This window comes from Phyllobacterium sophorae, from assembly GCF_003010965.1.
Lineage (GTDB): Bacteria > Pseudomonadota > Alphaproteobacteria > Rhizobiales > Rhizobiaceae > Phyllobacterium > Phyllobacterium sophorae.
The window spans coordinates 50,397-72,111 of the sequence record NZ_PGGM01000015.1 but is presented as its reverse complement, the minus strand read 5'-3'; the positions used below and the strand labels follow the sequence as shown (position 1 = coordinate 72,111).

General features: G+C 58.7%; 19 protein-coding genes. 14 read left to right on the top strand and 5 right to left on the bottom strand.

Annotated features, from left to right (window positions below):
- Positions 1-46: 46 nt before the first annotated feature.
- Genes CU103_RS25145 through CU103_RS25120 form a run of 6 tightly spaced genes read left to right on the top strand, consistent with a single transcriptional unit; the run spans position 47 to position 7,632 of the window.
- Positions 47-1,264, top strand: a complete 1,218-nt coding sequence (locus tag CU103_RS25145) for a pyridoxal phosphate-dependent aminotransferase (RefSeq protein ID WP_106666771.1) — start codon at positions 47-49, stop codon at positions 1,262-1,264.
- Positions 1,261-2,133: an isocitrate lyase/phosphoenolpyruvate mutase family protein gene (locus tag CU103_RS25140; protein ID WP_106666770.1), complete on the top strand. Its 873-nt coding sequence runs from the start codon at positions 1,261-1,263 to the stop codon at positions 2,131-2,133. The genes CU103_RS25145 and CU103_RS25140 overlap by 4 nt, the downstream gene beginning before the upstream one ends.
- Positions 2,134-2,190: 57 nt before the next feature.
- Positions 2,191-3,846, top strand: coding sequence for a Na/Pi cotransporter family protein (locus CU103_RS25135; RefSeq protein WP_106666769.1), 1,656 nt, complete (start codon positions 2,191-2,193; stop codon positions 3,844-3,846).
- A gap of 53 nt (positions 3,847-3,899) precedes the next feature.
- Entirely contained in the window at positions 3,900-4,925 is a 1,026-nt protein-coding gene (locus tag CU103_RS25130; RefSeq protein ID WP_106666768.1) for an Ldh family oxidoreductase, read from the top strand.
- The gene (locus CU103_RS25125) at positions 4,922-6,151 is read left to right on the top strand and encodes an iron-containing alcohol dehydrogenase (RefSeq protein ID WP_106666767.1); all 1,230 of its coding nucleotides are present in this window, start codon (positions 4,922-4,924) and stop codon (positions 6,149-6,151) included. The genes CU103_RS25130 and CU103_RS25125 overlap by 4 nt, the downstream gene beginning before the upstream one ends.
- Before the next feature lie 26 nt (positions 6,152-6,177).
- Positions 6,178-7,632 carry an NAD-dependent succinate-semialdehyde dehydrogenase gene (locus CU103_RS25120; RefSeq protein ID WP_106666766.1) on the top strand — a complete coding sequence of 485 codons (1,455 nt, stop codon included), beginning with the start codon at positions 6,178-6,180 and terminating at the stop codon, positions 7,630-7,632.
- A gap of 166 nt (positions 7,633-7,798) precedes the next feature.
- On the opposite strand, the gene CU103_RS25115 is transcribed toward CU103_RS25120, so the two are convergent.
- From CU103_RS25115 to CU103_RS25095, 5 genes are all read right to left on the bottom strand, one after another.
- The gene (locus tag CU103_RS25115) at positions 7,799-8,152 is read right to left on the bottom strand and encodes an FAD-dependent oxidoreductase (RefSeq protein WP_342588915.1); all 354 of its coding nucleotides are present in this window, start codon (positions 8,150-8,152) and stop codon (positions 7,799-7,801) included.
- A 21-nt stretch (positions 8,153-8,173) separates the two neighbouring features.
- Entirely contained in the window at positions 8,174-10,267 is a 2,094-nt protein-coding gene (locus CU103_RS25110) for a hydantoinase/oxoprolinase family protein (RefSeq protein WP_106666764.1), read from the bottom strand.
- A complete protein-coding gene (locus tag CU103_RS25105; RefSeq protein WP_106666763.1) occupies positions 10,264-11,928 on the bottom strand; it encodes a hydantoinase B/oxoprolinase family protein in 1,665 nt (554 codons plus the stop codon). The genes CU103_RS25110 and CU103_RS25105 overlap by 4 nt, the downstream gene beginning before the upstream one ends.
- Positions 11,929-11,990: 62 nt before the next feature.
- The gene (locus CU103_RS25100) at positions 11,991-13,253 is read right to left on the bottom strand and encodes an extracellular solute-binding protein (RefSeq protein ID WP_106666762.1); all 1,263 of its coding nucleotides are present in this window, start codon (positions 13,251-13,253) and stop codon (positions 11,991-11,993) included.
- A 59-nt stretch (positions 13,254-13,312) separates the two neighbouring features.
- The gene (locus CU103_RS25095; protein WP_106666761.1) at positions 13,313-14,425 is read right to left on the bottom strand and encodes an aminotransferase-like domain-containing protein; all 1,113 of its coding nucleotides are present in this window, start codon (positions 14,423-14,425) and stop codon (positions 13,313-13,315) included.
- A gap of 982 nt (positions 14,426-15,407) precedes the next feature.
- Between CU103_RS25095 and CU103_RS25085 the strand changes: the two genes are divergently transcribed.
- The 8 genes from CU103_RS25085 (at position 15,408) to CU103_RS25060 (ending at position 21,708) form a co-directional block, all read left to right on the top strand.
- Entirely contained in the window at positions 15,408-15,707 is a 300-nt protein-coding gene (locus CU103_RS25085; RefSeq protein ID WP_106666760.1) for a hypothetical protein, read from the top strand.
- Positions 15,704-17,200 (top strand): alkaline phosphatase family protein, encoded by a 1,497-nt coding sequence (locus CU103_RS25080; protein ID WP_106666759.1) that lies wholly within the window; start codon positions 15,704-15,706, stop codon positions 17,198-17,200. Before CU103_RS25085 ends, CU103_RS25080 begins: the two co-directional genes overlap by 4 nt.
- Positions 17,201-17,277: 77 nt before the next feature.
- Positions 17,278-18,771, top strand: a complete 1,494-nt coding sequence (locus CU103_RS25075; RefSeq protein WP_106666758.1) for an amidase — start codon at positions 17,278-17,280, stop codon at positions 18,769-18,771.
- Between the two features lie 18 nt (positions 18,772-18,789).
- On the top strand, positions 18,790-18,969 hold the full coding sequence (locus CU103_RS31195) for a thioredoxin domain-containing protein (RefSeq protein WP_146147862.1): 180 nt from the start codon (positions 18,790-18,792) through the stop codon (positions 18,967-18,969).
- 20 nt (positions 18,970-18,989) lie between these two features.
- A complete protein-coding gene (locus tag CU103_RS31190) occupies positions 18,990-19,196 on the top strand; it encodes a M14 family metallopeptidase (RefSeq protein WP_146147861.1) in 207 nt (68 codons plus the stop codon).
- Positions 19,197-19,256: 60 nt separating this feature from the next.
- Positions 19,257-19,742, top strand: a complete 486-nt coding sequence (locus CU103_RS31600) for an alpha/beta hydrolase family protein (protein WP_170117123.1) — start codon at positions 19,257-19,259, stop codon at positions 19,740-19,742.
- 154 nt (positions 19,743-19,896) lie between these two features.
- On the top strand, positions 19,897-20,265 hold the full coding sequence (locus CU103_RS31595; protein ID WP_170117122.1) for a Rid family hydrolase: 369 nt from the start codon (positions 19,897-19,899) through the stop codon (positions 20,263-20,265).
- A 156-nt stretch (positions 20,266-20,421) separates the two neighbouring features.
- Positions 20,422-21,708, top strand: a complete 1,287-nt coding sequence (locus CU103_RS25060) for an NAD(P)/FAD-dependent oxidoreductase (protein WP_106666755.1) — start codon at positions 20,422-20,424, stop codon at positions 21,706-21,708.
- Positions 21,709-21,715 lie beyond the last annotated feature (7 nt).

Here is a 21,715-nt window from a genome sequence, read left to right as displayed (position 1 = left end):
AACGTGCTTCGACTGTGCGCCGAAGTGGCGCGACAAGGAGGCCAAATTGACTGCCATCTCGAAGCGGCTCGGTTCCGTGAAGCCCTCGGCGACCAAGGCAATGACTGCCAAAGCGCGCGAACTGAAGGAACGAGGAAAAAACGTTATCGCGCTTAGTGCGGGAGAGCCGGATTTTGACACCCCCGAGAACGTCAAGAACGCGGGGATCGAGGCGATCCGCTCGGGAAAAACGAAATACACGCCCGTTCCCGGTATTCCTTCGCTTCTTAAAGCCATTCAGGAGAAGTTTAAGCGCGAAAACGATCTGCGATACGACATCAATCAGATAACCACCGCTTGCGGCGCCAAACAGATCCTCTTCAATGCCCTGTTTGCGACGCTCGATCCCGGTGACGAGGTTGTCATTCCCGCGCCCTGCTGGGTGTCGTACCCCGACATGGTGCATCTTGCTGGTGGTTCTCCGATCGTCATTTCCTGCAGCGAACGAGATGGCTTCAAGCTCAGGCCTGAAGCCCTTGCAAAATATATTACGTCCCGAACCAAGTGGTTGATGTTGAACTCTCCCTCCAATCCCACCGGTGCGGTTTACACGGCCAAGGAACTGCGGGGGCTGGCGGAAGTCGTGAGAGACCATCCGCATGTCATGATCCTTGCGGATGATATCTACGAGAAGCTCGTATACGGGGGCGCCGAATTTTCGACCATCGCCGCGGTCGCCCCCTGGGTCTACGACAGAACATTGACGGTCAATGGCGTCTCGAAGGCTAATGCCATGACAGGCTGGCGTCTCGGATATGGGGCCGGGCCGGCAGACCTCATCAAGGCCATGAACACCATTCAAGGTCAAACCGCCTCCCATACGAGTTCAATTTCGCAGTACGCGGCGGTGGAGGCAATCCAGGGCGACCAGTCGTATCTGCAGCGGTTTTTAAAAGAATACGAGGCCCGTCGGAATCTCGTGGTCAATAAGCTCAACGAGGCGCCCGGAGTGCGTTGCAGCACCCCTGATGGTGCGTTCTACGTTTTCGCATCCTGCGAGGGCCTGATCGGAACGACGACGCCATCCGGACAGGTCGTCAAATCCGACGAGGACGTGGCGATGTTCCTGCTGGAGGAAGCTGGCGTAGCGGTTGTTCCCGGCTCAGGCTTCCTGATGTCTCCCTACTTCCGGGTGTCGTACGCCTCTTCCGAGGATGAACTGACAGAGGCGTGCGATCGGATCATTGCGGCTTGCCAAACACTTGTAAAAGGAAAGGCCGCATGAACAAAGCAAAGCAACTGCGTGACCGCATGGCCGAACGCGGCCTCGTCCACATCATGGCCGCCCACAGTCCCCTGTCGGCGATCCTCGCCGAAGAGGCCGGTTTCGACGGTCTCTGGGCTTCCGGCTTCGAGCTTTCGGCGCTTTACGGTCTTGCCGACATGAGCCTGATTTCGATGACGCAGCATCTCGACATGCTGCGGGCCATCGCCGCTCAGTCCTCGCTGCCGATCGTCGCCGATATTGATACCGGCTACGGCAATGCCTTGAACGTCATCCACGCCATCCGGGAATACGAGAAGGCCGGCACGGCCGCTGTCGTCATCGAGGACAAGACCTTTCCGAAGGTCACCAGTCTTGCCGCTGATGGCCGGCAGGAATTACTGCGCATCGAGGAATTCCAGGGCAAGATCGAAGCTGCGGTCTCCACGCGCCGCGATCCGGATTTCCTCGTCATTGCGCGCACGGAAGCCCTGATTGCGGGCCTCGGCGAAGACGAGGCGCTGAAGCGCGGCCTGGCCTATGCCGAGGCCGGGGCCGACATGGTCTTGATCCACTCCAAGAAGAAGGATCCAGCCGAAATCGAGAGCTTCTCGCGCGCGTGGAAAGGGCCCGTTCCGCTGGTCATCGTCCCCAACGCTTATCCGGAACTCGACGCCACGCGCATCCGCGCGCTCGGCAACATCAAGATGACGATCTATGGCAATTATGGTATCCGCGCCGCGACGACAGCGATGCAGGATGTATTCCGGCGGATCATCGCCGATGGCGGCGTCCAGAACGTCCATAAGGACATCGTGCCCGTCGAAGAAATCTTCCGGCTTCAGAAGATGGACCAGGTCAAGGCCGACGAAAAGCGGTTCCTGAGATGATCTCAATGCGGGCGAGCGCAGTCAAGGCTAAATCAGATTGCAGCGAGGACGGCATAGATGCTTGATCTCATTGGTGCTGTGGCGCTGCTTCTTTGGGGCCTCCGGATGGTGAAGACCGGCATGCTTCGCGCATTCGGAGCACGGCTGCGACGGTGGATCGGATCAGGTACCCGCAACCGCTTTTTAGCGTTCGGCATCGGTCTGCTTGCAACGATTGCACTGCAAAGCAGCACTGCCACCGCGCTCTTGGCATCGTCGTTTGCCGGCATGGGCTACATGGGGTCGATGATGGCGCAGGCCGTTATGCTGGGCGCCAATGTCGGAACCAGCATCGTGACGCGCCTTCTCGCACTTGATCTGCATTTTCTGGCACCCTTGTTGATTGCCGGCGGCGTCCTTGCTTTCAGCCTGAGCCACTCGAAACCTGCGAAGAGTTTGGCCCGCGTTCCCTTAGGGCTCGGCTTCATGCTTTTGTCACTTCAACTCCTCGGGCACGCAACCGAGCCAATGCAGCATTCGAAGGTGCTAATTGCGCTCATGCAGGCATTGGATGCGGTGCCCCTCCTGGCGGTGGTCGTGGCTGCGGTACTCGCGATGGCGGCTTCGTCCAGCTTGGCGGTCGTGCTTTTGGCCATGTCGCTTACGGCAGGCGGGACGGTGACGCCGACACTCGGGATTGCGATGGTTCTCGGCGCTAACCTCGGCGGCGCGGTTCCGCCTGTCCTGGCGACGTTTTACCACGGGGCAGTGGCGCTGAGAGTGCCGCTTGGCAACCTTCTGGTCAGGCTAGTGGGGTGTGCCGCCGTATTGCCGTTACTCGATACATTCGTAGACATGCTTACGAACGCAGGACTGCGAGGGGTTCCGCTGGTTGTTGATGCCCACGTTTTGTTCAATGTGGCACTCGCAATCCTCATGCTTCCACTGCTCAAGCCATTCTCAAACCTTGTTAGTCGGCTTCTCCCGGAAGCCGACACGGCGGACGACGGTCCCCAATACCTTGATCCAGACAATTTGGGCTCACCCGCCCTCGCTCTTGCGGGCGCCGCCCGCGAAACGTTGCGGATCGGTGATCGGGTTGCCGGCATGATCGAGGCAAACCTCGACGCGCTGCTGAACAACGACACGGCCCGTTGCTCAGGTATTGCTGTCTTGGAAGATGAGGTCGATCGGCTCAACAGTGCCGTAAAGCTCTATCTTGCCAAACTCGATCGAACAGCTCTCAGCGAGAGGGACGCGGAGCGCTCGGACGAGATCATCAGTTACGCCACTAATCTCGAACATATCGGCGACATCGTCGACCGCAACCTGCGCGACCTCGTTCAGAAGAAAATCCGTGCTCAATTGAGCTTCTCCGCAGAGGGCGCGTCGGAGATCGAGGAGCTTTATGGAACGACACTGAGCAATCTGCGTCTTGCCCAGAGCATCCTCGTATCGGGAGACGCTCAACTTGCGCGCCAGTTGGTGGAGGCCAAGCTTGGCATTCGTCATTTGGAAGAAAAATCGGCGGCAAATCACATTGCGCGGCTCCGTAACGGCTTGGTCCAAAGCGTCCAAACCAGTCCGCTGCATTTGGATATGCTGCGCGACCTCAAACGCATCAACGCCCATATCGCAGCGATCGCCTATCCAATCCTGAAAAGCGGAGGCGCTTTGAGGGAGTCCCGCTTGATCGGTTCGGAAGAGGGCGAGGCGGTGCGCAGCAACAGTTAACGAATGTGTCCCACGGGGCCAACTGCTGCAGCAAACCTGGAAGGAGAATGGAAATGATCGTGCCCGCTGAGGAGGCTCGAAATCTGGCGACGCGGGTTCTCCGTCTACACGGCGCACCAGAGGCCCACGCCCAATTGCAGGTGGACTTGCTGCTGGAGGCCGAACTTCGTGGATTCGCATCCCACGGGTTGCTGCGGCTTCCAAGAATAGTGGAGCGGATTCGTAATGGTGTCGCTGATCCAGCAGCCATCGGGTCGCCGGAGTGGATCCTGCCGGGCTTTTTAAGGATCGACGGACAAATGGGTCTTGGCCCTGTCATCGCTCTCAAGGCCTTGGATGAAATCTGCGAACATGCGCGGCAGGTCGGTGTTGCTGTGGCGGCCATCCACAACAGCAACCACCTGGGGATGCTTGCATGGTACGCGGAACGCGTCGCGGAGGCAGACCAGATCGCTCTCTGCTTTTCCACGAGCGAAGCTCTCGTCCATCCCTGGGGTGGCCGCGAAGCGATGATCGGAACGAATCCGATTGCCATCGGCATCCCAGCAAGACCGTTTCCATTTGTAATGGACATGGCGACCAGCCTCGTCGCGATGGGGAAGATCCATGATTACGCAAACCGTGGCGAAGCAATTCCGGATCAATGGGCGCTCGATCGAAACGGCGAACCGACGACGGATCCAGAAGCAGCAAAATCCGGAGCAATAGCTCCTTTCGGTGGAGCGAAAGGCTATGCGCTTGGCCTGGCGTTCGAGCTGTTGGTCTCGGCGCTCGCGAGGAGCGCCCTCGGCAAGAGCGTGCAAGGAACCCTCGATTCCACGAACGTCTGCAACAAGGGCGATGTTTTCATTGTCCTTTCCCCCGGTACCGACTCGGGCTGCAACAATGAACTGTCCCGGTATCTGGATGCAATTCGCAACTGCGCGCCGATTGAGGGTTTTTCTTCTGTGTCAATTCCGGGTGACCGTTCGCGCATGTGTCGCGCCGAACGGCTCAAGTCCGGAATTTGCCTTCCGGATGACGTGTGGCGTGAACTGCAGGCACTTGCGAATTGGGAAAATCATCAGGGAGGTTTATGATGTCATTCGGTCTAGTCAGGGCGCCCAGGGAGATCATCTTTGGCGCCGGTCAGCGCAAAGTGGTCGGGCGCGCCGCACGCGCGCTGGGACGCCGAGCATTTATCTGCACCGACAAACGACTTGGCGGTTCACCTGAGATCCACGAACTTCGACAGAACCTTGAAGCCGCTGGCGTTACCAGCGCAACCTTTGATGACACCCAGCCGGACGTGCCGCGCGAGTGCATCGATCGGTGCGTTGAACACGCCAAGCTGTTCAACCCCGATCTTGTTATCGGCTTTGGCGGCGGAAGTTGTATTGATTTGGCTAAGGTTTGCGCCCTGTTGCTAAGCCATCGGCGGGAACTTAGTTCCTTCTACGGGGAGTTTCAGGTCCCTGGTCCCGTCTTGCCGCTCATCGCTATACCAACGACGGCCGGAACCGGATCGGAGGTCACGCCCGTGGCCGTTATCAGTGACGCCGAGCGCACGCTGAAAGTCGGGATCTCGAGTCCGCATTTGATTGCACACACTGCGATTTGCGATCCTGAACTGACCTACAGCTGCCCCTCAGAACTGACCGCAATGGTTGGTGCAGATGCGCTCACACATGCGATAGAGGCCTTTACCGCAGGGCGTCGATCGCCAGACACCGACCTGGCCCATGCGCATGTTTTCGTCGGGAAAAACACGCTAAGCGATCAATTCGCCTTGCGAGCGATCTCCTGTATCGGACCCAATCTCGATACCGCGGTTCGCGATGGTCAGGACAAAGAGGCCCGATCGCAACTGATGCTCGGTTCGTTGTTGGCGGGCCTCGCATTCGGCACTGCGGGAACGGCGGCAGCTCACGCACTTCAATATCCGGTCGGCGCATTAACCCACACGCCTCACGGCGTCGGGGTGGCTACTTTGATGCCTTACGTGATGGAGTTCAATCGGCCGGCATGTGAGGAAGAGATGGCGCAGATTGCAAGGGCGCTTGGTGCTGGCAAGGCAGGAATGCCCGTCGCAGAACTGGCGTCCCTTGCTATCGAGGCGGTTCAGTCCCTTTTTACCGCAATCGGCATACCACGGTCATTGGCTGAGTTGGGCCTGCCGAATTCAAAGCTGCAGTGGACGGCCGAACAAGCCGCCACGGCCACACGACTTGTAAAGAATAATCCCCGTGCCCTGGACGTCGACAGCCTCTTTCAAATTGCCTCAGCGGCATTTGCAGGCGACCGGCTTCCCCTTCGTGTTTCTTGAACGTTCCAGTCGAAAGCGAATCTCCAATGACGAATGACCTTCCTGATTTTGATCTCAAGACACGGCTTTATATTGGCGGCGAGTGGAAAGACTCATCAGATCGATTGACCTTCGAAGTCACCAATCCGGCGACATCTCAGGTCATCGCGAGCGTTGCCAGCGCAACTCCGCAAGACGGTTTGGCTGCCTTGGACGCGGCGCAGGCCGCATTCGCTGGCTGGTCTCAGCGCCAACCGAGAGAGCGTGCTGAGATCCTGCGGAAAGCATTTGAGCTGATAATACAGTACAAAGAGCAACTGGCTCGTCTGATTACAATTGAAAATGGAAAGGCCCTGCCGGACTCCCGGGCGGAAGTCGCCTATGCTGCTGAATTCTTCAGATGGAACGCTGAAGAAGCTGTCCGCAACATTGGTGAGGTATCCAAAGCCCCATCCAGCGGTGCCCGTATGTTGGTTCACCACAAACCCGCGGGTATTGCCGTGCTGGTCACGCCTTGGAACTACCCGGCAGCCATGGGAACGCGAAAGATTGCACCGGCGCTGGCAGCGGGTTGTCCTGTAGTGATCAAGCCGGCATCCGAGACGCCGTTGACCATGCTCGCGTTGATGCCACTTCTCGAGGCGGCAGGGGTTCCGGCCGGTGTTGTGAACGTCCTGCCGTCCAGGCAGGCCGGACCGCTTGTTGATACGTTACTCCATGACCCTCGCGTTCGCGTCGTCTCCTTCACTGGTTCGACCGAGGTTGGGCGCAAGCTCCTGCATTCTGCCGCAGATAACGTGATCACTCCGGCAATGGAGCTCGGCGGAAATGCACCGTTCGTGGTTCTATCCGATGCCGATGTCGATGCAGCTGTAGAGGGTGCTTTGGTGGCCAAGATGCGCAATCTCGGAGAGGCGTGCACCGCCGCCAATCGCTTCTACATCCATGACAGCCTCTACGATGAGTTCGCAGGAAAACTCGCAACCCGAATGGCGGCACTGAAGGTTGGAAACGGCCTGCACGAAGGCGTCGAGGTCGGAGCGCTTGTCAATGCTCACACGCGAAACAAAGTTGTTGGGCTCGTCGACGATGCGCTCTCCCGGGGTGCCAAAGTCTTGTGCGGGGGCAAAATTATTGACGGGGAAGGCCTCTTTTATACGCCGACTGTTCTCGTCGATGTCTCAGATGATGCGCAGTGCTTCAGAGAGGAAATTTTTGGGCCCGTCGCGGCTCTCACTCGATTTTCGAGCGAGGACGATCTGGTACGTCGTTGTAATGACACTGAGTACGGCCTGATCGCTTACATCTACACCAGAAACATGCGCCGGGGGCTGGCTCTGTCCGAGCAGCTTGACTTTGGTATGATCGGTCTCAATCGCGGGCTAGTATCGGATCCGGCTGCTCCTTTTGGCGGTATGAAGCAAAGTGGCATCGGGCGTGAAGGCGCCCATGTGGGAATGATGGAATTCCTTGAAACACAGTATGTTTCAGTGGAGTGGTGAGGTCGAACTTGGCCGACAAAAGCTGTACTACAGCACAACTGCTCTCTCTTGCCCAAATAGCGCAGCTTCGTGCTGGGTGGCACTCAATACTGACCAATGACCGCGGTGAGTTGGCCTCTCCCGCGGCGCTCTCCGTGGGAGACCTCGCCAGATGGCTGACCCAGCCTCAAGATTGCGGAAAAGACCGCATGCAGAGTTTCATGTTGGGTCGCGTAGCAACTGATCGTGTTAACGTGAGTCCTCCGGAAGGGGCGACAACCAGTCCGCCGATTTCACGCAGAAGCTCGGCGCCCGTGTCCTGCTCCCGCCGTCGCCAAAGCTCATAAGACTCAAGTACGAGCGGAGCGTATTGCTCGTCGCGGACATTCGCCTTGCGGTTGGCACGGGTGTCCCCGTGGATCGAGCCCTGGTTATGTGCGTGCAAGTATTGCTCAAAGCCAATCATTTTGCAGCCGCGCCGCGCCAAAACCGCCGCAGCGGCACTGCCCATGGCTCCCAGTCTGAGAACCGCAACCTTCATCTGACTCAAGCTCGCCTCCACTTATACAGCTTTTGAAATGTTCATTGAGAGATTGAAGTGCGTGTCAACGTCGACAACGGCGTCAGGGCCGACGATTGTCGTCGACTCACGCTCTTCGATGATCGCCGGACCAGCGATCTTGCTGCCTGCCGTCAATCTTGAGCGCTCATACACGGCGCAATCGACAAAGCCGGACCCTTCGAAGAGGGCCTGGCGATGTCCTTTAAGCGCCTCGCCGGCCTTGCCCGACGTTGCAAATGCCAGATTTTCTTCTCGCTGCGGGATGCACACATGCAGGCGCCAGGTCAACGCTTCTATGCCGACGCCGTCTACACGTCGCCCGAACCGCGCCTCGTAGGCGTCGATGAAGTCGTCTTGGATCCGAGCAATCTGGTGCTCGCCCAACTCCTCAGCAGGCAACGGAGACGATATCTCGAAACCTTGTCCGATGAAGCGCATATCGGCGGAGCGGACCTGGACCACGTCTTCCCAGGCAACGCCCAACTCGCTGAGCAGCACCTGCGCCTCGCGCTCCATATCCGCGAACAGGTCGTTGACGGTCTTCCAGTCAACAGCAGATAATTGACCGATATAACCACGTGCGAGATCGCAAGCTGGTGCAGCGGTCAGCAATCCCAATGCGGACATGACACCGGCGCCCGGCGGGACGATGATTTTCGAGATGCCCAGCGATTTCGCCAGTCCGTAGGCATGCACCGGACCGGCACCGCCGAAAGCGAGCAGCGTATAATCGCTCGGATCTTCGCCCTTCTCCGTCAGATACATGCGTGTTGCTGACGCCATCGTTTCATTGACAATCTCATGAATGCCAGCGGCAGCGCCAGTGATGTCCATTCCGAGCGGTTCAGCGATTTTCTCTTTTACCGCGTTGCGCACGGCTGCTATGTCGAGCTGCAGTTCCCCGCCAAGGAAGTAATCGGGCGAGAGATAGCCCAGCATCAAGTCGGCGTCGGTTACGGTTGGCTCGCCGCCGCCCCGGTTGTAGCAGACAGGCCCCGGTGAGGAGCTTGCGCTTTCGGGTCCGACCTTGAGCAGCCCCATCGCATCGACCCTGGCGATGGATCCGCCGCCCGCACCGATCTCGATCAAGTCGATCACCGGAACTTTGAGCGGCAACCCGGACCCCTTTTTGAATCTTTGCACCCGCGCAGCTTCAAACTCCGTAGAGCGCTCGGGTGTGCCGTTACGCAGAAGGCACATCTTCGCAGTGGTGCCTCCCATATCGAAGGAAATGAGGTTCGGGGCGTCGACCAGCCGGCTGAAGTATCCGGCGGCGATTGCTCCCGCTGCCGGCCCGGATTCGATCAGATGGATCGGCTGCTTCTTCGCCGTGTCAAGCGACGTCAGCCCGCCGGCGGAAAGCATCAGATGAACAGCTCCATCGAAACCACGGCGGAAAAGCCCAGCCTCGAGTTCCGTCAGATATTGATCGACAATAGGTTGAACATAAGCATTGGCGCTGGCGGTGTTCGATCGTTCATATTCTCGGATGACGGGAGCAATTTCGCTCGACAGCGTGACCGGAACGCCCGGAAGGAGATTGCGGAGCTGCGCTGCGATCTGCTGTTCGTGCGAGGGATTGCGATACCCATGCAGCAGGCACACCGCAACCGCTTCGACGCTATGCCCGCGGAGCACTCCGGCGGCTGCCGCAACGTCGCTTTCGTCCAGAGGCGTGATCACTCCGCCATCGACGCCTATCCGCTCGCTGACTTCCAGACGCAGTTGCCGCGCGACCAAAGGAGCGGGCTTCTCGAATGACAGATCATAAAGTTCGTAGCGGGTTTCGTTCCCGATCTCCAGCACGTCCCGAAAACCCCGTGTCGTGATCAGGCCGACCTTCGTGCCCTTCCGCTCAATGATTGCATTTGTCACCAGCGTCGTGGCATGGACGATATTTGCGACATCGGTCCAAGCTACGCCATGGGCGTCGAGCAGCTTTTGCAGACCTTCAAGCATGCTGCGGCTGGGATCGTCTTGGGACGTCAGTTCCTTGCCGAAAATCGTCGTTTTGGTGCGATCATCGACAAGGACCAGGTCGGTAAATGTTCCGCCCACATCGATTCCGACACGAATCTCATTTCTTTTGTTCATTTTTTGTCGCTCGAAATTTCTGCAAGCATGTGCTCTGCCGCGGTAATATAGTCATTCTCGATGTCGTTGCGGATGTCCGCTTTGCTTCGTTCGGCGGGGTTTCCGAAACCGCCACCGCCGCCGTAGCGGAGGGTCAGGCGATCGCCGGGCAAAAGGGTCGTTCGCGCCTTTGGATGCAATGTCCTGCCGCTGGCAAGAGAAACACTGACAGGTCGCCCTGTGCCGCCACCTTGAAGTCCTTGCGCCGGATTGAGGATACGGTCGGCCATCAATGACATGTTGACGGCTGCTGAACCGGTCACTTCGATCTCGACTTCCTGACCGAGGCCGCCTCTACGTTTTCCGTCCCCGCCCGACCCGCTCACAAGCTCCTTTCGGCGCACCAGCAGTGGCGCCAGCCCTTCGAAAGCCTCGATGCTTCCGGAACCCGTATTGGTTGGGAAAGGAGTGCAGGAATGCCCGTCGCGATGAGCGCTCGCGCCCATGCCACCGCTGCACATCAACATCTGGGAAAAGCGTTTGCCAGTATCGTCAGCGCCGCTGAAGACTGCACGCAATGTCGGCGCGGTCCCGGATTCGGCAATAACCTTATCCGGCACGATTAGCGCCAGGCACTTATAGATTGCGCCGGCGAGCAACTGGCCCGTCAACTGCCGTGCGTTGCAGGGCGCCGGGAAGCGCGGGTTTAGGATCGAACCAAGCGGAGAGTTGATCGTGACCGACCGATATGATCCGTCGTTGTGGGGTGTTATTGGATCGAGCGCGCATTTCAGCGGATAGACCGTATAGGCATAAGTATAGTTGAACACCGAATTCAGGCCGCGATCGATCTGCGGCGAGGTGCCGGTATAGTCGATATCGAGGTTCGACCCCTCGATGCGGATGCAGCAATGGATTTCGGTCTGTTTGTCATCGTAGCCATCCGCCGTGACGACAGAGCGATATTCGCCATCCGGCAGCTTGGCGATGGCGGCGCGCATCGCCGTGTCGGCGCGCTCGTGAAGTGCTTGCGAAATGCTGCTAAGGTTCGGGAAGCCCGACCTGCAAAGAAACTTCTGCACACCCTGCGCAACGACGCGGTGAGCGGCCACCTGGGCATATATGTCCCTGATGACCATGTCCGGCAGGCGGACATTTCCGCGGATGAAGCGCGCGACCTCGGCATTCTCCTTGCCACGGATCATGAATTTGGTCGGCAGGATGCGCGTTCCTTCCTCGAAGAAGTCTTTGCAATCCGCGGAGAAGATCACGCCTCCAATATCGGGAAGATGCGCGACCGTGGCGCAAAAGCCGACAAGCCGGCCTTGAAGGAATATCGGCGATGCCATGACCAAATCCGGCAGGTGGCCAGCGCCCAGCCATGGATCGTTGGTGACGATACAGTCGCCCTCGTTCCATTCCTCGATCGGGATTTCCTGCAGCAGGCTTTTCACGGCACGCGGCAGCACTCCGAGGAAGGCCGGCACGCCGATTGTGTTCTCGGCGACAGCAGCGGCGTTCTCATCGAGGATCGTCACGGCAAAATCGTTGGACTCCCGGACGATGGTCGAGAATGCCGTGCGACGCAGCGCCGTCGCCGCCTCGTCGGCGATCGAGATCAGTCGCGACCATAGAATTTCGAGATTGACGCCGTTAATTGCGCTGTTGGATGTCAACGACATTGGATGCTCCTGGTTCCGCAGTTTCGCGCTCGGGCCCTGCGTTTATCGGCCATTGGCAGAAATTACTTCGCTTGGATCAGCGGTTTGACCGCAGCCATTATGTCAGTCATGACGACCTCGGGCTTTTCATGGTCGATGAGGACCCGGCGGAGCTGCTCACGGATTGCTTCGCTGACCTTGATCGAGTTCTTGCCGGGATAGGAGAGCCACTTGGTCAGACGCGAAGCTGCCTCAAGCGCAGACTTTTGATTGGGTTTGTCTTCGTAGAACGCGGCAAGCAGGTTCGGGTCACTGACGGCCTTGCTGTTGACCGGCACCGCGCCGACGCCCTTCACCAGGATGGTCTGGCCAACCGGGCCGGTTAGGAACTTCGCATATTCCCATGCCGCATTCTGCTTTGCTGGATCCTTCGCGTAGATCATCAGCACACGGCCACCGGCGGGGACCTTGCCATCCTTTGCAGGGATTGGCCACGGTGCTGTCTTGATTTCGAATTTGCCGGCGACTTGCTTTTCAATCTGGCCAAGCGCGGCGCTGTAGGAGGCGAAGACGCCGGCGGTTCCCGAGGCGAAGGCCTGCAGCATTTGCGCCTGGGACATGTCAACGGTGCCCGCCGCACCGAAATCATGCAGGATCTGTAAAGCCTTCATGCCCTCGGGGCTGTTGAAGGCGATGTCGGAGCCGTCATCCGTCAGGATCTTGCCGCCGAGGCTGGTGATGATCGCCTGGAAGGTCCAATTGCCGGTCGAGTTATAGTCGAATAGGCCGCCCACGGCATTACCGCCCAGTTCGTTGACCTTGGCGACCGCCTCGGTCAGCCCCTGCCAGTCCGACGGCAGTCTCGTGGTGTCGACGCCGGCCTTCTTCAGAAGGTCCAGATTGAAATAGATAGTCGGTACCGAAGTTGCATAGGCAAGCGCATAGGTCTTGCCGCCGATAGCACCCACCTCGCCGATCGAGGGCGAGTAGCCGAGATCGCTCCAGTTCTTCTCGGATGCGATGCGGTCGTCGAGCGCCACGGCGATCCCGGTCTGCGCCACGATGCCGACATTCTGGCTGCCCTCCAGCGAGATGTCCGGGAGCGTGCCGACCATCGACGAACGCAAGGTGGATTGAAGCAGCTCGTCATAGGTGTTCGCGACGGGCGCGACATACTTGATCTTGATGTCGGGATGCGTCGCCTCGAACTGACGCGCGCTCTCCGTCATGACGTTCGTGTAAGCGCCGGACGAATAGGCAACGCTGATGGTTACCGGATCGGCGCAAGCGGCCGAGGATAGGCTCGTGGCAAATGCGCCAGCGATCACAAACGCAACTTTAATCATGACAACTCCGTGTCGGCTGAAGTGGGATGGGGATTGATCGGTCTTATGGATCTTCCGCGTCACCGGTGACGGCGAAGGAGCTCGCCGTGGCTGTCGGCGATAATCCGGATAGCCTCGTCAAGTTCGGAATGGGACTTCGCATGCCCGATGCCGATGCGGATCGCTTGCGGCGCCGTTTCTCCCGGCAAAGCATAAGGATCGCCGGTTCCGATATTGACGCCGCGCACTCGGATATTGGAGGCCAGATCAGCCGCCGAAATGGCTTCCGGCAGGCGGATCCAGACCTGTAGGGCACCATCCTTCGTGTCGAAATCCGTCCCCGCTAGCATCGGCCGGACGATCCGGTGGCGGACGACCATTTCCTGCCTGACCGCATCGATCACGCGCTCGGCGCCGCCCGTCTCGATGAGTTGTGTCGACACTGCGGCGCTGATCGGTGCTGCCATCCAGAACGTTGCCCTGACGCCCGGCCAGAACTGCGCTTCGGCAAGCGCGGCGGTCGGCGCAACGACGTAAGCGATCTTCATGCCTGCGGCGATTGTCTTGGCGACGCCTAGCATATACCAGGAACGCTCCGGCGCGATCGCGGCGATCGGCGGCGGAAGATCGTCTGGCAACAGGCTGTAAATGTCGTCCTCAATGATCTGCAGATCGTATTTTCGGGCGACATCGGCGATCGCCTGGCGGCGCGCAAGCGACATCGTTGCAGTTGTCGGATTTTGAAGTGTTGAGAGCAGGTAGAGAGCCTTGGGCCGGTCTTTCTGGCACAGTTCCACGAGAGCTTCCGGAATGATGCCCTCTCCATCCATCTTGACGCCCTTCGGAATGAAGCCGAAACGCTTTGCCAGGACGAGGATCGGCGGATAGGTCAGGCTTTCGACGGCCAGGACATTGCCCTGCCCGACGAGACCGCCGAGCAGCATGTTGAACGCACTCTGCGTTCCGTTAGTGACAATAACCCGCCCAGGTTCGGGTTGGGTTCCAAGCCTGCGGCCAGTAAAGACCGCCCCGGCGCTGCGGTCTGCGTCGGTTCCCATCCATCGATGGGCACCCACCATTTCACTCGGGGTGTAGCGGGAGAGGACAGCCTGCATCGCCGCGCGATACTCGGGATCGAAGACCGCCGGCACCAACGGCGGATGGGTGCGGCTCATTTCGATGATCTTCGTCATGTTTGTTATCCTTCTTCCAAATGAAGCCAGGCCTCACACAGGCGGTTGCTGGGCACCGGCGATCGGCCATTGCGAGCGACTGCGAGCTCCCTGGAGAAAGACGCCAGCCCGTTTCCCACGGCCTCGGTATGAATTCTTTACAACAGTATGATGACAATTATCGAATTATTCGATGTAATACTGCTGAGTTTGGATTGGACTGTTTGGGTTACTCCCGTGATGAACTATTGGGCTCAGTTGCAGTCCAGAAGTGATGCAGACAAACTGCTGGACGCCTCGATTCCGGGAGCCAGCCGGTTGCGAGTGGCATGAGCATGAAACGAAGCACGCGAAAAACAGAAAAACACGCAGTACGCTGGCCGCAGCTATGAGAGAGGATGCCAGGAGCGATCGTGACATTCCGAGTTTTTCGTTGTCCCGCTGTAGGGCCTCGCGACACCGGACACAGGTAGTTGCATCGCCATGGAGGGACTTGTATTTGCCGACGCGCGTGACAGGAGCCGATCACTCCGACCACGTCAGCAACCAACGGCTCTGATGAACGGCTTATGGGCAGACACGGCGGCCGGCAGCCGATCGTGACTCCCGAGAAGCCAGCCAGGGCTCGCCAGCATCTGGCGGCCGGCCTCAACGTGTGAAAAGCTGCCCGCGTAAGAAATTGAAAGAAGAAGAGCGTCCCCAAATCCTCACGTCGGCTTCAACCCAATTAAACACGCTTTGAAAGGTGCCGACCCTCTGACGATATGGCCGCCGTTGATCATCGTTAACTGCGACACGCCCGGCCAGGAGATAATACGCAATGGCAAATTGTGCGATCATCTTCAATACGAAGCTGGGATCAATCGGAATTGCGAGGTAAGTGATCGCATTTTGCGATGAACGCGATTGATTAGTTAAAGAAAGGCGATAATCATAGCGAGAGTGCGACGGTCGGCTTCCTTGCCGCCCTCTACGTCATTCAAGGTTATGGAGCACACCTTTAATGTTCACCAGGCGGTTACTTTGCGCTAACGCCCTTTTGGGTCAGGCACTCACCTTTTCGCCTTCTGGTGCCGCACAGGACAAAATCGCCCTGCGTGTCGCTGCGGCAGCGTCAGTTATTGCCGACGCCGACAAGTTCGAGGAGACGGACCCCACTATCAAGGTCGAGATCGACGCAACGCAGCGCGATTACAAAGCCCTGGAAGAGGCGACGCTCCGCGACTCGGTGACGGGCCACCTCGCAGATGCCTCAATCCTTTTCGACCCAAGACGCTTCGGAAGCGGCGAGCGGACTCAATGATTCCCGAGGAATACAAGTTTCTAATCGTCAGCTTCGACGGTCTGCGCCCCGACCTGATCAACGAAAGCCAGACTCCCAACCTCGCCCGGCTGAAGCGTATGGGAACGACGCTTGCCGCTCACCGCACGGTCTATCCGAGCGAGACGCGCGTCGCCTTCCCAAGTCTTGTCACCGGCGCGACATCAAGCCAGCACGGAATGGTCGGGAACAAGTATGTCGAGCGCAACGGGGCGTCGCACCGCTACGTGGACACGGCGGATTCCGTCCTCCTCGATCGCCTGAACCGCGAAAGCGGTGGGATGCTGATGACCGCACCAACACTGGGCGAGATCCTCGGCAGAGCCGGCCGGAGCATGGCAGTGATCGCGACGAACACCCCCGGGACGACGCGCTTCTTCCACCATAAGGCGGAAGACTTCGGTCATATACGCGTTTCTGGCCATTTCCCTGAAGCCTGCACGCCGGAAGCGACGTTGTCGGAAATCGTTGGCCGCTGCGGGCCGTTGCCCCCGCTTCCGCCCCAAGGCGAGCCCGATATCGAGGCGCAAACCCTTATCACGTCGATCTTTCTGGAACATGTTTGGCCCAAGCACGCACCGGACGTCACGGTGCTTTCCTATGGCGAGCCCGATACCGCCTCGCATTTCAATGGCACGGGCGGGGCGAAGACGCGCCAAGCGATCGCCCATTGCGACGCGGAGTTTGGCCGGGTCCTCGACTGGTGGGAGGCCGAGGGCAGGGCGAAAGGGGTTCAAGTCTTCGTGATCTCCGACCATGGCCACATTACAGCCCACACCCGGGTTTCCATCGCCGACCATCTTGGAGCCTCCGGTTTCAAAACGGCAGCAGCACCCGGCTCGGGCGTCGATGTCGTCGTCGTTCCAGGCCAGGTGGGCTCTCTCTATCTCGCCGACCGCTCGACGGCGCAACTCGCGCGGCTAGTCGAGGCTTTAGTCGAACAACCCTGGGTCGGGCCGATCTTCGCGAGGGCCAAAAACGAAGTGGAGGGCACGGCGCCCGGCAGTTTCGCCGACCATCTGGTATTTGCCGATCATGCGCGAGCCCCCGACGTCTACTTCTGCTTCCGGGCCGACGACGGCGTCGACGAATTCGGTCTTGCCGGCGGAACGTTCTACGACAACAATCGACGACCTGGATTGGGAGTCCACGGCGGCTTGCATCCGAAAGAACTAGCGGCCGTAGGCATCATCGCGGGATCGGCTTTCCTGAATGGCGGGCAGATCTCACACGTGCCTAGCGGCATCTGCGACATCGCACCTACGATCCTATCGCTGATCGGCGCGAAGGTTCCGGAGAGCATGAACGGTCGCATTTTAAAGGAAGTTCTTGCAACCGCTGCGGACAGGCCGGTTCCGAATGTCTCGAAGCCACATGTTTTCGAGACCGGGCTCAACCATTATCGCCAGTCCCTTCAGCGAGTGAGTGTTGATAAAACCGTCTATATTGATGGAGGCTGGTCTTCTAATTTCTGAACCGAGCCCCCATTGGGCAAGGCCCGAAGATGGCCACACAAGCAGTCCCCACACGCACCTGACTTAAGGAGACAACAGTGACTCGATCGACCAATACATTCCGCAAAGCGGACGCTGCCCAGACCCCGGACTATCGGACCGCGACGGAACTTGTCGCAGGTCTGGCGTCCCGCGAGATCTCGTCCCTGGAATTGGTCGAGCATGCTATCGCTCGCATCGAGGCGGTCGATGGGAAGATAAATGCGGTCGTGGTGCGGGATTTCGATCGGGCTCTCGACGCGGCGCGCGAGGCGGATGCAAAACTTGATCGCGGCGAGCGTACTGCGTTGCTCGGCGTTCCAATGACCGTCAAGGAGCATTTCAATCTGGCTGGTCTGCAGACAACATGGGGAATTCCGAAATATCGCGATTGGCGGTCGGAGAGCGACGCGCTCTCAATTCAGCGGCTGAAAAAGGCCGGCGCGATCATTCTCGGTAAAACCAATGTGCCGAACCAAGACGGTGACTGGCAAAGTTATAATGACATCTATGGGACGACCAACAACCCCTGGAACCTCGCACATACCCCGGGCGGATCGTCCGGCGGAGGAGCAGCGGCAATTGCTGCGGGCTACGTACCACTGGAGCTTGGCTGGGATGGCGGCGGCTCATTGCGAACACCAGCGCATTTTTGCGGTGTGTTCTCGCATAAGGCAACGCTCGATCTCGTGCCTCTTCGAGGTATGAGCCTTCCGGAGGCACCCATCGTGCCGAGGCGCGATGAAGGAGCCGTGATCGGCCCGATGGCGCGTAGCGCGATGGATTTGGAATTGGCTTTATCGGTCATTGCAGGACCTGACGAGTTGTCGGATGGAGTTGGTTATAGTCTTTCGCTGCCATCGGCACGTCATGCAAAGCTTGCTGATTTCCGCGTGCTCGTGATCGACCAGCATCCGCTATGCCCTACCGACGATAGCATTCGTACTGCCTTGAACGACCTGGGCGACCGCCTTCACAAGGCCGGCTGCACCGTGCTGCGCCATAGTTCAATGCTCCCCGATATAGCACACACGTCTCAGGTCTTTGAGAAGCTCAGTTTCGCTAAGAGGAGCGGAAAACTGCTACCTGAAGAACGTAGCGAAATCGAACGACGGGCGCTGGCCTTGGCCCCGCAGGATCAAAGCCTGGTCGCTTGTATGTTGCAGGGCTACTTGATGAGCCACGCCGAGTGGTTGGCTCTTTGCCAGCTTCGAGATGACTTGCGAGCCCGATGGCATGCCTTATTTGAAGATGTCGACGTTGTATTGTGCCCGCCATCATCCGTCCAAGCGTTCAAGCATGACCATTCGTCGATGCTTTCTCGCAAAATTGAAATCAACGGCACGTCGAGGCACTACCGCTGTGATTTACACGCCTGGGCCGGTATCGCCAACATGATCGGGTTACCCTCGACGACCATGCCCATCGCGGAGAGCAACGGACTGCCGATCGGAATGCAGATCATGGGCGGCTTTCTAGAAGACCGGACGACCCTGGGTTTTGCTGCGCTTGTCGAACGAGAGTTCGGCGGGTTTAGACCACCGCTGCTATAGCCCGACGCGGCGGAATTCGTGAGTTTTCCCACGTTGCTCTACGTCAACGTGTTCAGTTCCCGGATCGCTGGCATGACCGGCGATCCGGCAGAGATCAGCCCAGCCGGTGAAGAGTGGGCCATCCATGAAGCCGACAGCAAGAGACAAAGCTCGCCCGTGCCGACGGACCAATCCTCTCGGACTGTCGGCATTCCTTAGCAAACGAAGAGGAAGCAACAATGAGTTCTACCAGCGTCTGGACAGACATCGATCTGGAGCGCGAAGGCCGCTCCCAAGGGTATATCCGAGTACCCTATTCCGGAAACGACACCGGCCACGGCTGGATCCCCGTGCCGGTCGTCGTATTCAAGAATGGAGAGGGGCCAAGCGTTCTCTTGATGGCCGGTAACCACGGCGATGAATACGAGGCCAGGTCCTCCTCATGAAACTTGTGCAGAACCTTTCGGTAGACAGGATTCGCGGACGGCTTGTGATTGGAACGCCGCTTGACGACCACTGACCGCGCAAATGCTGCAGACGACGCCCACATGTCGCGGCGTCTGCAGGGATCAGATGGCGCAAGCGAGCAACGCAATACCGAAGGAAGCAAGAACATGACGACGATCGACCCAGACATGTTGGCGGCGATCAAGAAGCACAAGGAGCTTCAAGAGGCTGACGGTGGGGTTCCCGATGCGTTGATCGGGAACCGCCGGCAGCAAGATCGCCTGGCATCGTATTGGTCCGACGGAGCGCCGGCCATCGCGGACATTGAGAACCGGAGGATCCCCATTCTGGGCGGAGAGCGAGAGATCCGAATCTATCGGCCTCGCAACGTGAAGTCAGATGCGGTCATTCTGTTCTTGCATGGCGGCGGTTGGGCAATCCGGCATCAAAGATTCGGGGCCAAGCTCGGCCACTACCGTCAGGTCCTTCGACGCGCGCAGGTCGGAGATGTCACTTACATCGATGACGGTACGGCCGAGAGTTAGTTTCCTGTCGCCTACTTCGTGGTGCGGTTGGCACGCGGTCATAAAGGCAAACAGCCTTTCGAAGGCCGTCAACTGGCAGTGGCGACCGAGCCGCATCATCCCACACGTTTTGGTCGGCTGCTCGTCGACCGTCAACCAGAATCGGAGCAATCATATGGAAATACAGCGTCTTCCTGGTAAGGCACCCGGCCGATCTGCCGGCTCGGCTTTCGGATCTCTTCTCTTTATTGCAACAGTTGCTCATGATCGAAAGGCTGATCTGGTCCTTCAAAGCCCGGATTTGCTGTCTCGCCTCGAGGAACAACTTGACGCGCTTGGGAGCGACAAGAGCTGTATTCTTTCCGCGACGGTCTATCTCGCCGACATGTCGCGGAAAAACGAATTCGACAAGATTTGGATCGAATGGATAGGCGAGGATCAACGCCATTGGCCGCAGCGCGCCTGCGTCGGTGCTGTCCTGGCCGAGCAGACGGCGGTGGAGATCTCCGTCATTGCGGTGCGTCGTGACGAGATCTCAGTCTGAAAGCTTAGGTAACCCGTCTCTTCTTGTATTTGGCAGAGGCGGGCGTTCGACCGAACAATTGCGGAACACCCCAGTGCGGGGCGGGCTTTTCGACGAACAGGTTTGTCGGGAAGCCAAGACATCTGCGGGACAGCCGCGAAAGGTAGAGATTAGAAAATGCCTCGTGTAGCGATAATTGGTGCCGGCGTAATCGGTGTTATGTCGGCGTATTCACTCCTTCAATCAGGGTACACCGTCACCCTCATTGATCCTGCTGAACCGGGAAGTACCAGAGCATCGAGCTTTGGGAACGGCGGATGGCTCAGTGCAAGCCTGGTCTTGCCGGGCGCCATGCCGGGACTTTGGAAGCAAGTCCCGAAGTTCCTTCTCGATCCAAAGAGCCCTTTGACGATCGACAAATGGCGGCTGCCGAAACTTACGCCATGGCTGTTGAGCTTTCTATGGAATGGCGCGACCGAGAGCCGTGTACGGTCTACAGCTGTTGCGCTCAGCTCCATGGTTGGGAGCTGCCCGAACCTCCATCAAGAGGTTGCCCGGCAGATCGGCGCGCCGCATCTTGTTGAGGCGAGTGGGCTCCTGTACCTCTACCGCAGTCGAGAAGCATATTCGCGCGAGGTACTCCCTTGGGCGCTTCGTCGAGAGATGGGAGCAACATGGACAGAGCTTGACGAGCAGGAGCTGCGGCTCAGGGAACCGAATGCGCCCGACGGATATCGGTTTGGCGTGCTCGTTGACGGAGGTCATGCACTTGATCCTGGCCCATTCGTTGCGGAAGTTGCAAAATTCCTGTTCGCCAACGGCGTTCGCTATCTGAAGGCCAATGCACTCGATTTCGTTTTCGATGGCGGCCGGCTTGCGGCCGTGAAGACGGATCATGGTCAGGTTGAATGCGATAAGGCCGTGATCTCGGCGGGTGCATGGTCCGCCGAACTCGCAGCCTTGGTTGGTGACAGGATTCCGCTGGAAGCGGAGCGCGGACATCACATCATCATTTCCGGTGAAGGCCCAGATCTTCGATACCCGCTCCTACTCACGGATCGGAAGATCACCGTGAGGAAGGTTGCTTCCGGCACCAAGAGCACCGGACAAGTGGATTTTTCCGGCCTGGATGCGCCAGCAGACCCCTTGCGCTTTAAGATCCTTCACGAGCTGGTGACCGAGGCGTTTCCCGCCTTAGGCGAAGGACCGGAGCGGCATGTATCGAAATGGATGGGGCGCCGTCCGTCGTTGCCCGATGGGAAGCCCGCTATTGGGCGAAGCAGACGTTCGGCGGACGTTGTTCATGCATTCGGTCACGGGCACATGGGGTTTGCCTCTGCTCCCGAAACGGCTCGTCTCGTGACGCAACTGATAATCGATCCTGCCGCAGAGGAAAATACGGCCTTCTCACCGCGGCGCTTCGCCCGACAGAGAACGTCGCCGACAGGCAAGGCACCCCACTGATCGTCGG

Coding starts and splice junctions, on each gene's coding strand:
- CU103_RS25140 (WP_106666770.1), top strand. CDS start 1,261: ATGAACAAAGCAAAGCAACTGCGTGACCGCATGGCCGAACGCGGCCTC.
- CU103_RS25135 (WP_106666769.1), top strand. CDS start 2,191: ATGCTTGATCTCATTGGTGCTGTGGCGCTGCTTCTTTGGGGCCTCCGG.
- CU103_RS25130 (WP_106666768.1), top strand. CDS start 3,900: ATGATCGTGCCCGCTGAGGAGGCTCGAAATCTGGCGACGCGGGTTCTC.
- CU103_RS25125 (WP_106666767.1), top strand. CDS start 4,922: ATGATGTCATTCGGTCTAGTCAGGGCGCCCAGGGAGATCATCTTTGGC.
- CU103_RS25120 (WP_106666766.1), top strand. CDS start 6,178: ATGACGAATGACCTTCCTGATTTTGATCTCAAGACACGGCTTTATATT.
- CU103_RS25115 (WP_342588915.1), bottom strand. CDS start 8,152: ATGAAGGTTGCGGTTCTCAGACTGGGAGCCATGGGCAGTGCCGCTGCG.
- CU103_RS25110 (WP_106666764.1), bottom strand. CDS start 10,267: ATGAACAAAAGAAATGAGATTCGTGTCGGAATCGATGTGGGCGGAACA.
- CU103_RS25105 (WP_106666763.1), bottom strand. CDS start 11,928: ATGTCGTTGACATCCAACAGCGCAATTAACGGCGTCAATCTCGAAATT.
- CU103_RS25100 (WP_106666762.1), bottom strand. CDS start 13,253: ATGATTAAAGTTGCGTTTGTGATCGCTGGCGCATTTGCCACGAGCCTA.
- CU103_RS25095 (WP_106666761.1), bottom strand. CDS start 14,425: ATGACGAAGATCATCGAAATGAGCCGCACCCATCCGCCGTTGGTGCCG.
- CU103_RS25085 (WP_106666760.1), top strand. CDS start 15,408: ATGTTCACCAGGCGGTTACTTTGCGCTAACGCCCTTTTGGGTCAGGCA.
- CU103_RS25080 (WP_106666759.1), top strand. CDS start 15,704: ATGATTCCCGAGGAATACAAGTTTCTAATCGTCAGCTTCGACGGTCTG.
- CU103_RS31190 (WP_146147861.1), top strand. CDS start 18,990: ATGAGTTCTACCAGCGTCTGGACAGACATCGATCTGGAGCGCGAAGGC.
- CU103_RS31595 (WP_170117122.1), top strand. CDS start 19,897: ATGGAAATACAGCGTCTTCCTGGTAAGGCACCCGGCCGATCTGCCGGC.
- CU103_RS25060 (WP_106666755.1), top strand. CDS start 20,422: ATGCCTCGTGTAGCGATAATTGGTGCCGGCGTAATCGGTGTTATGTCG.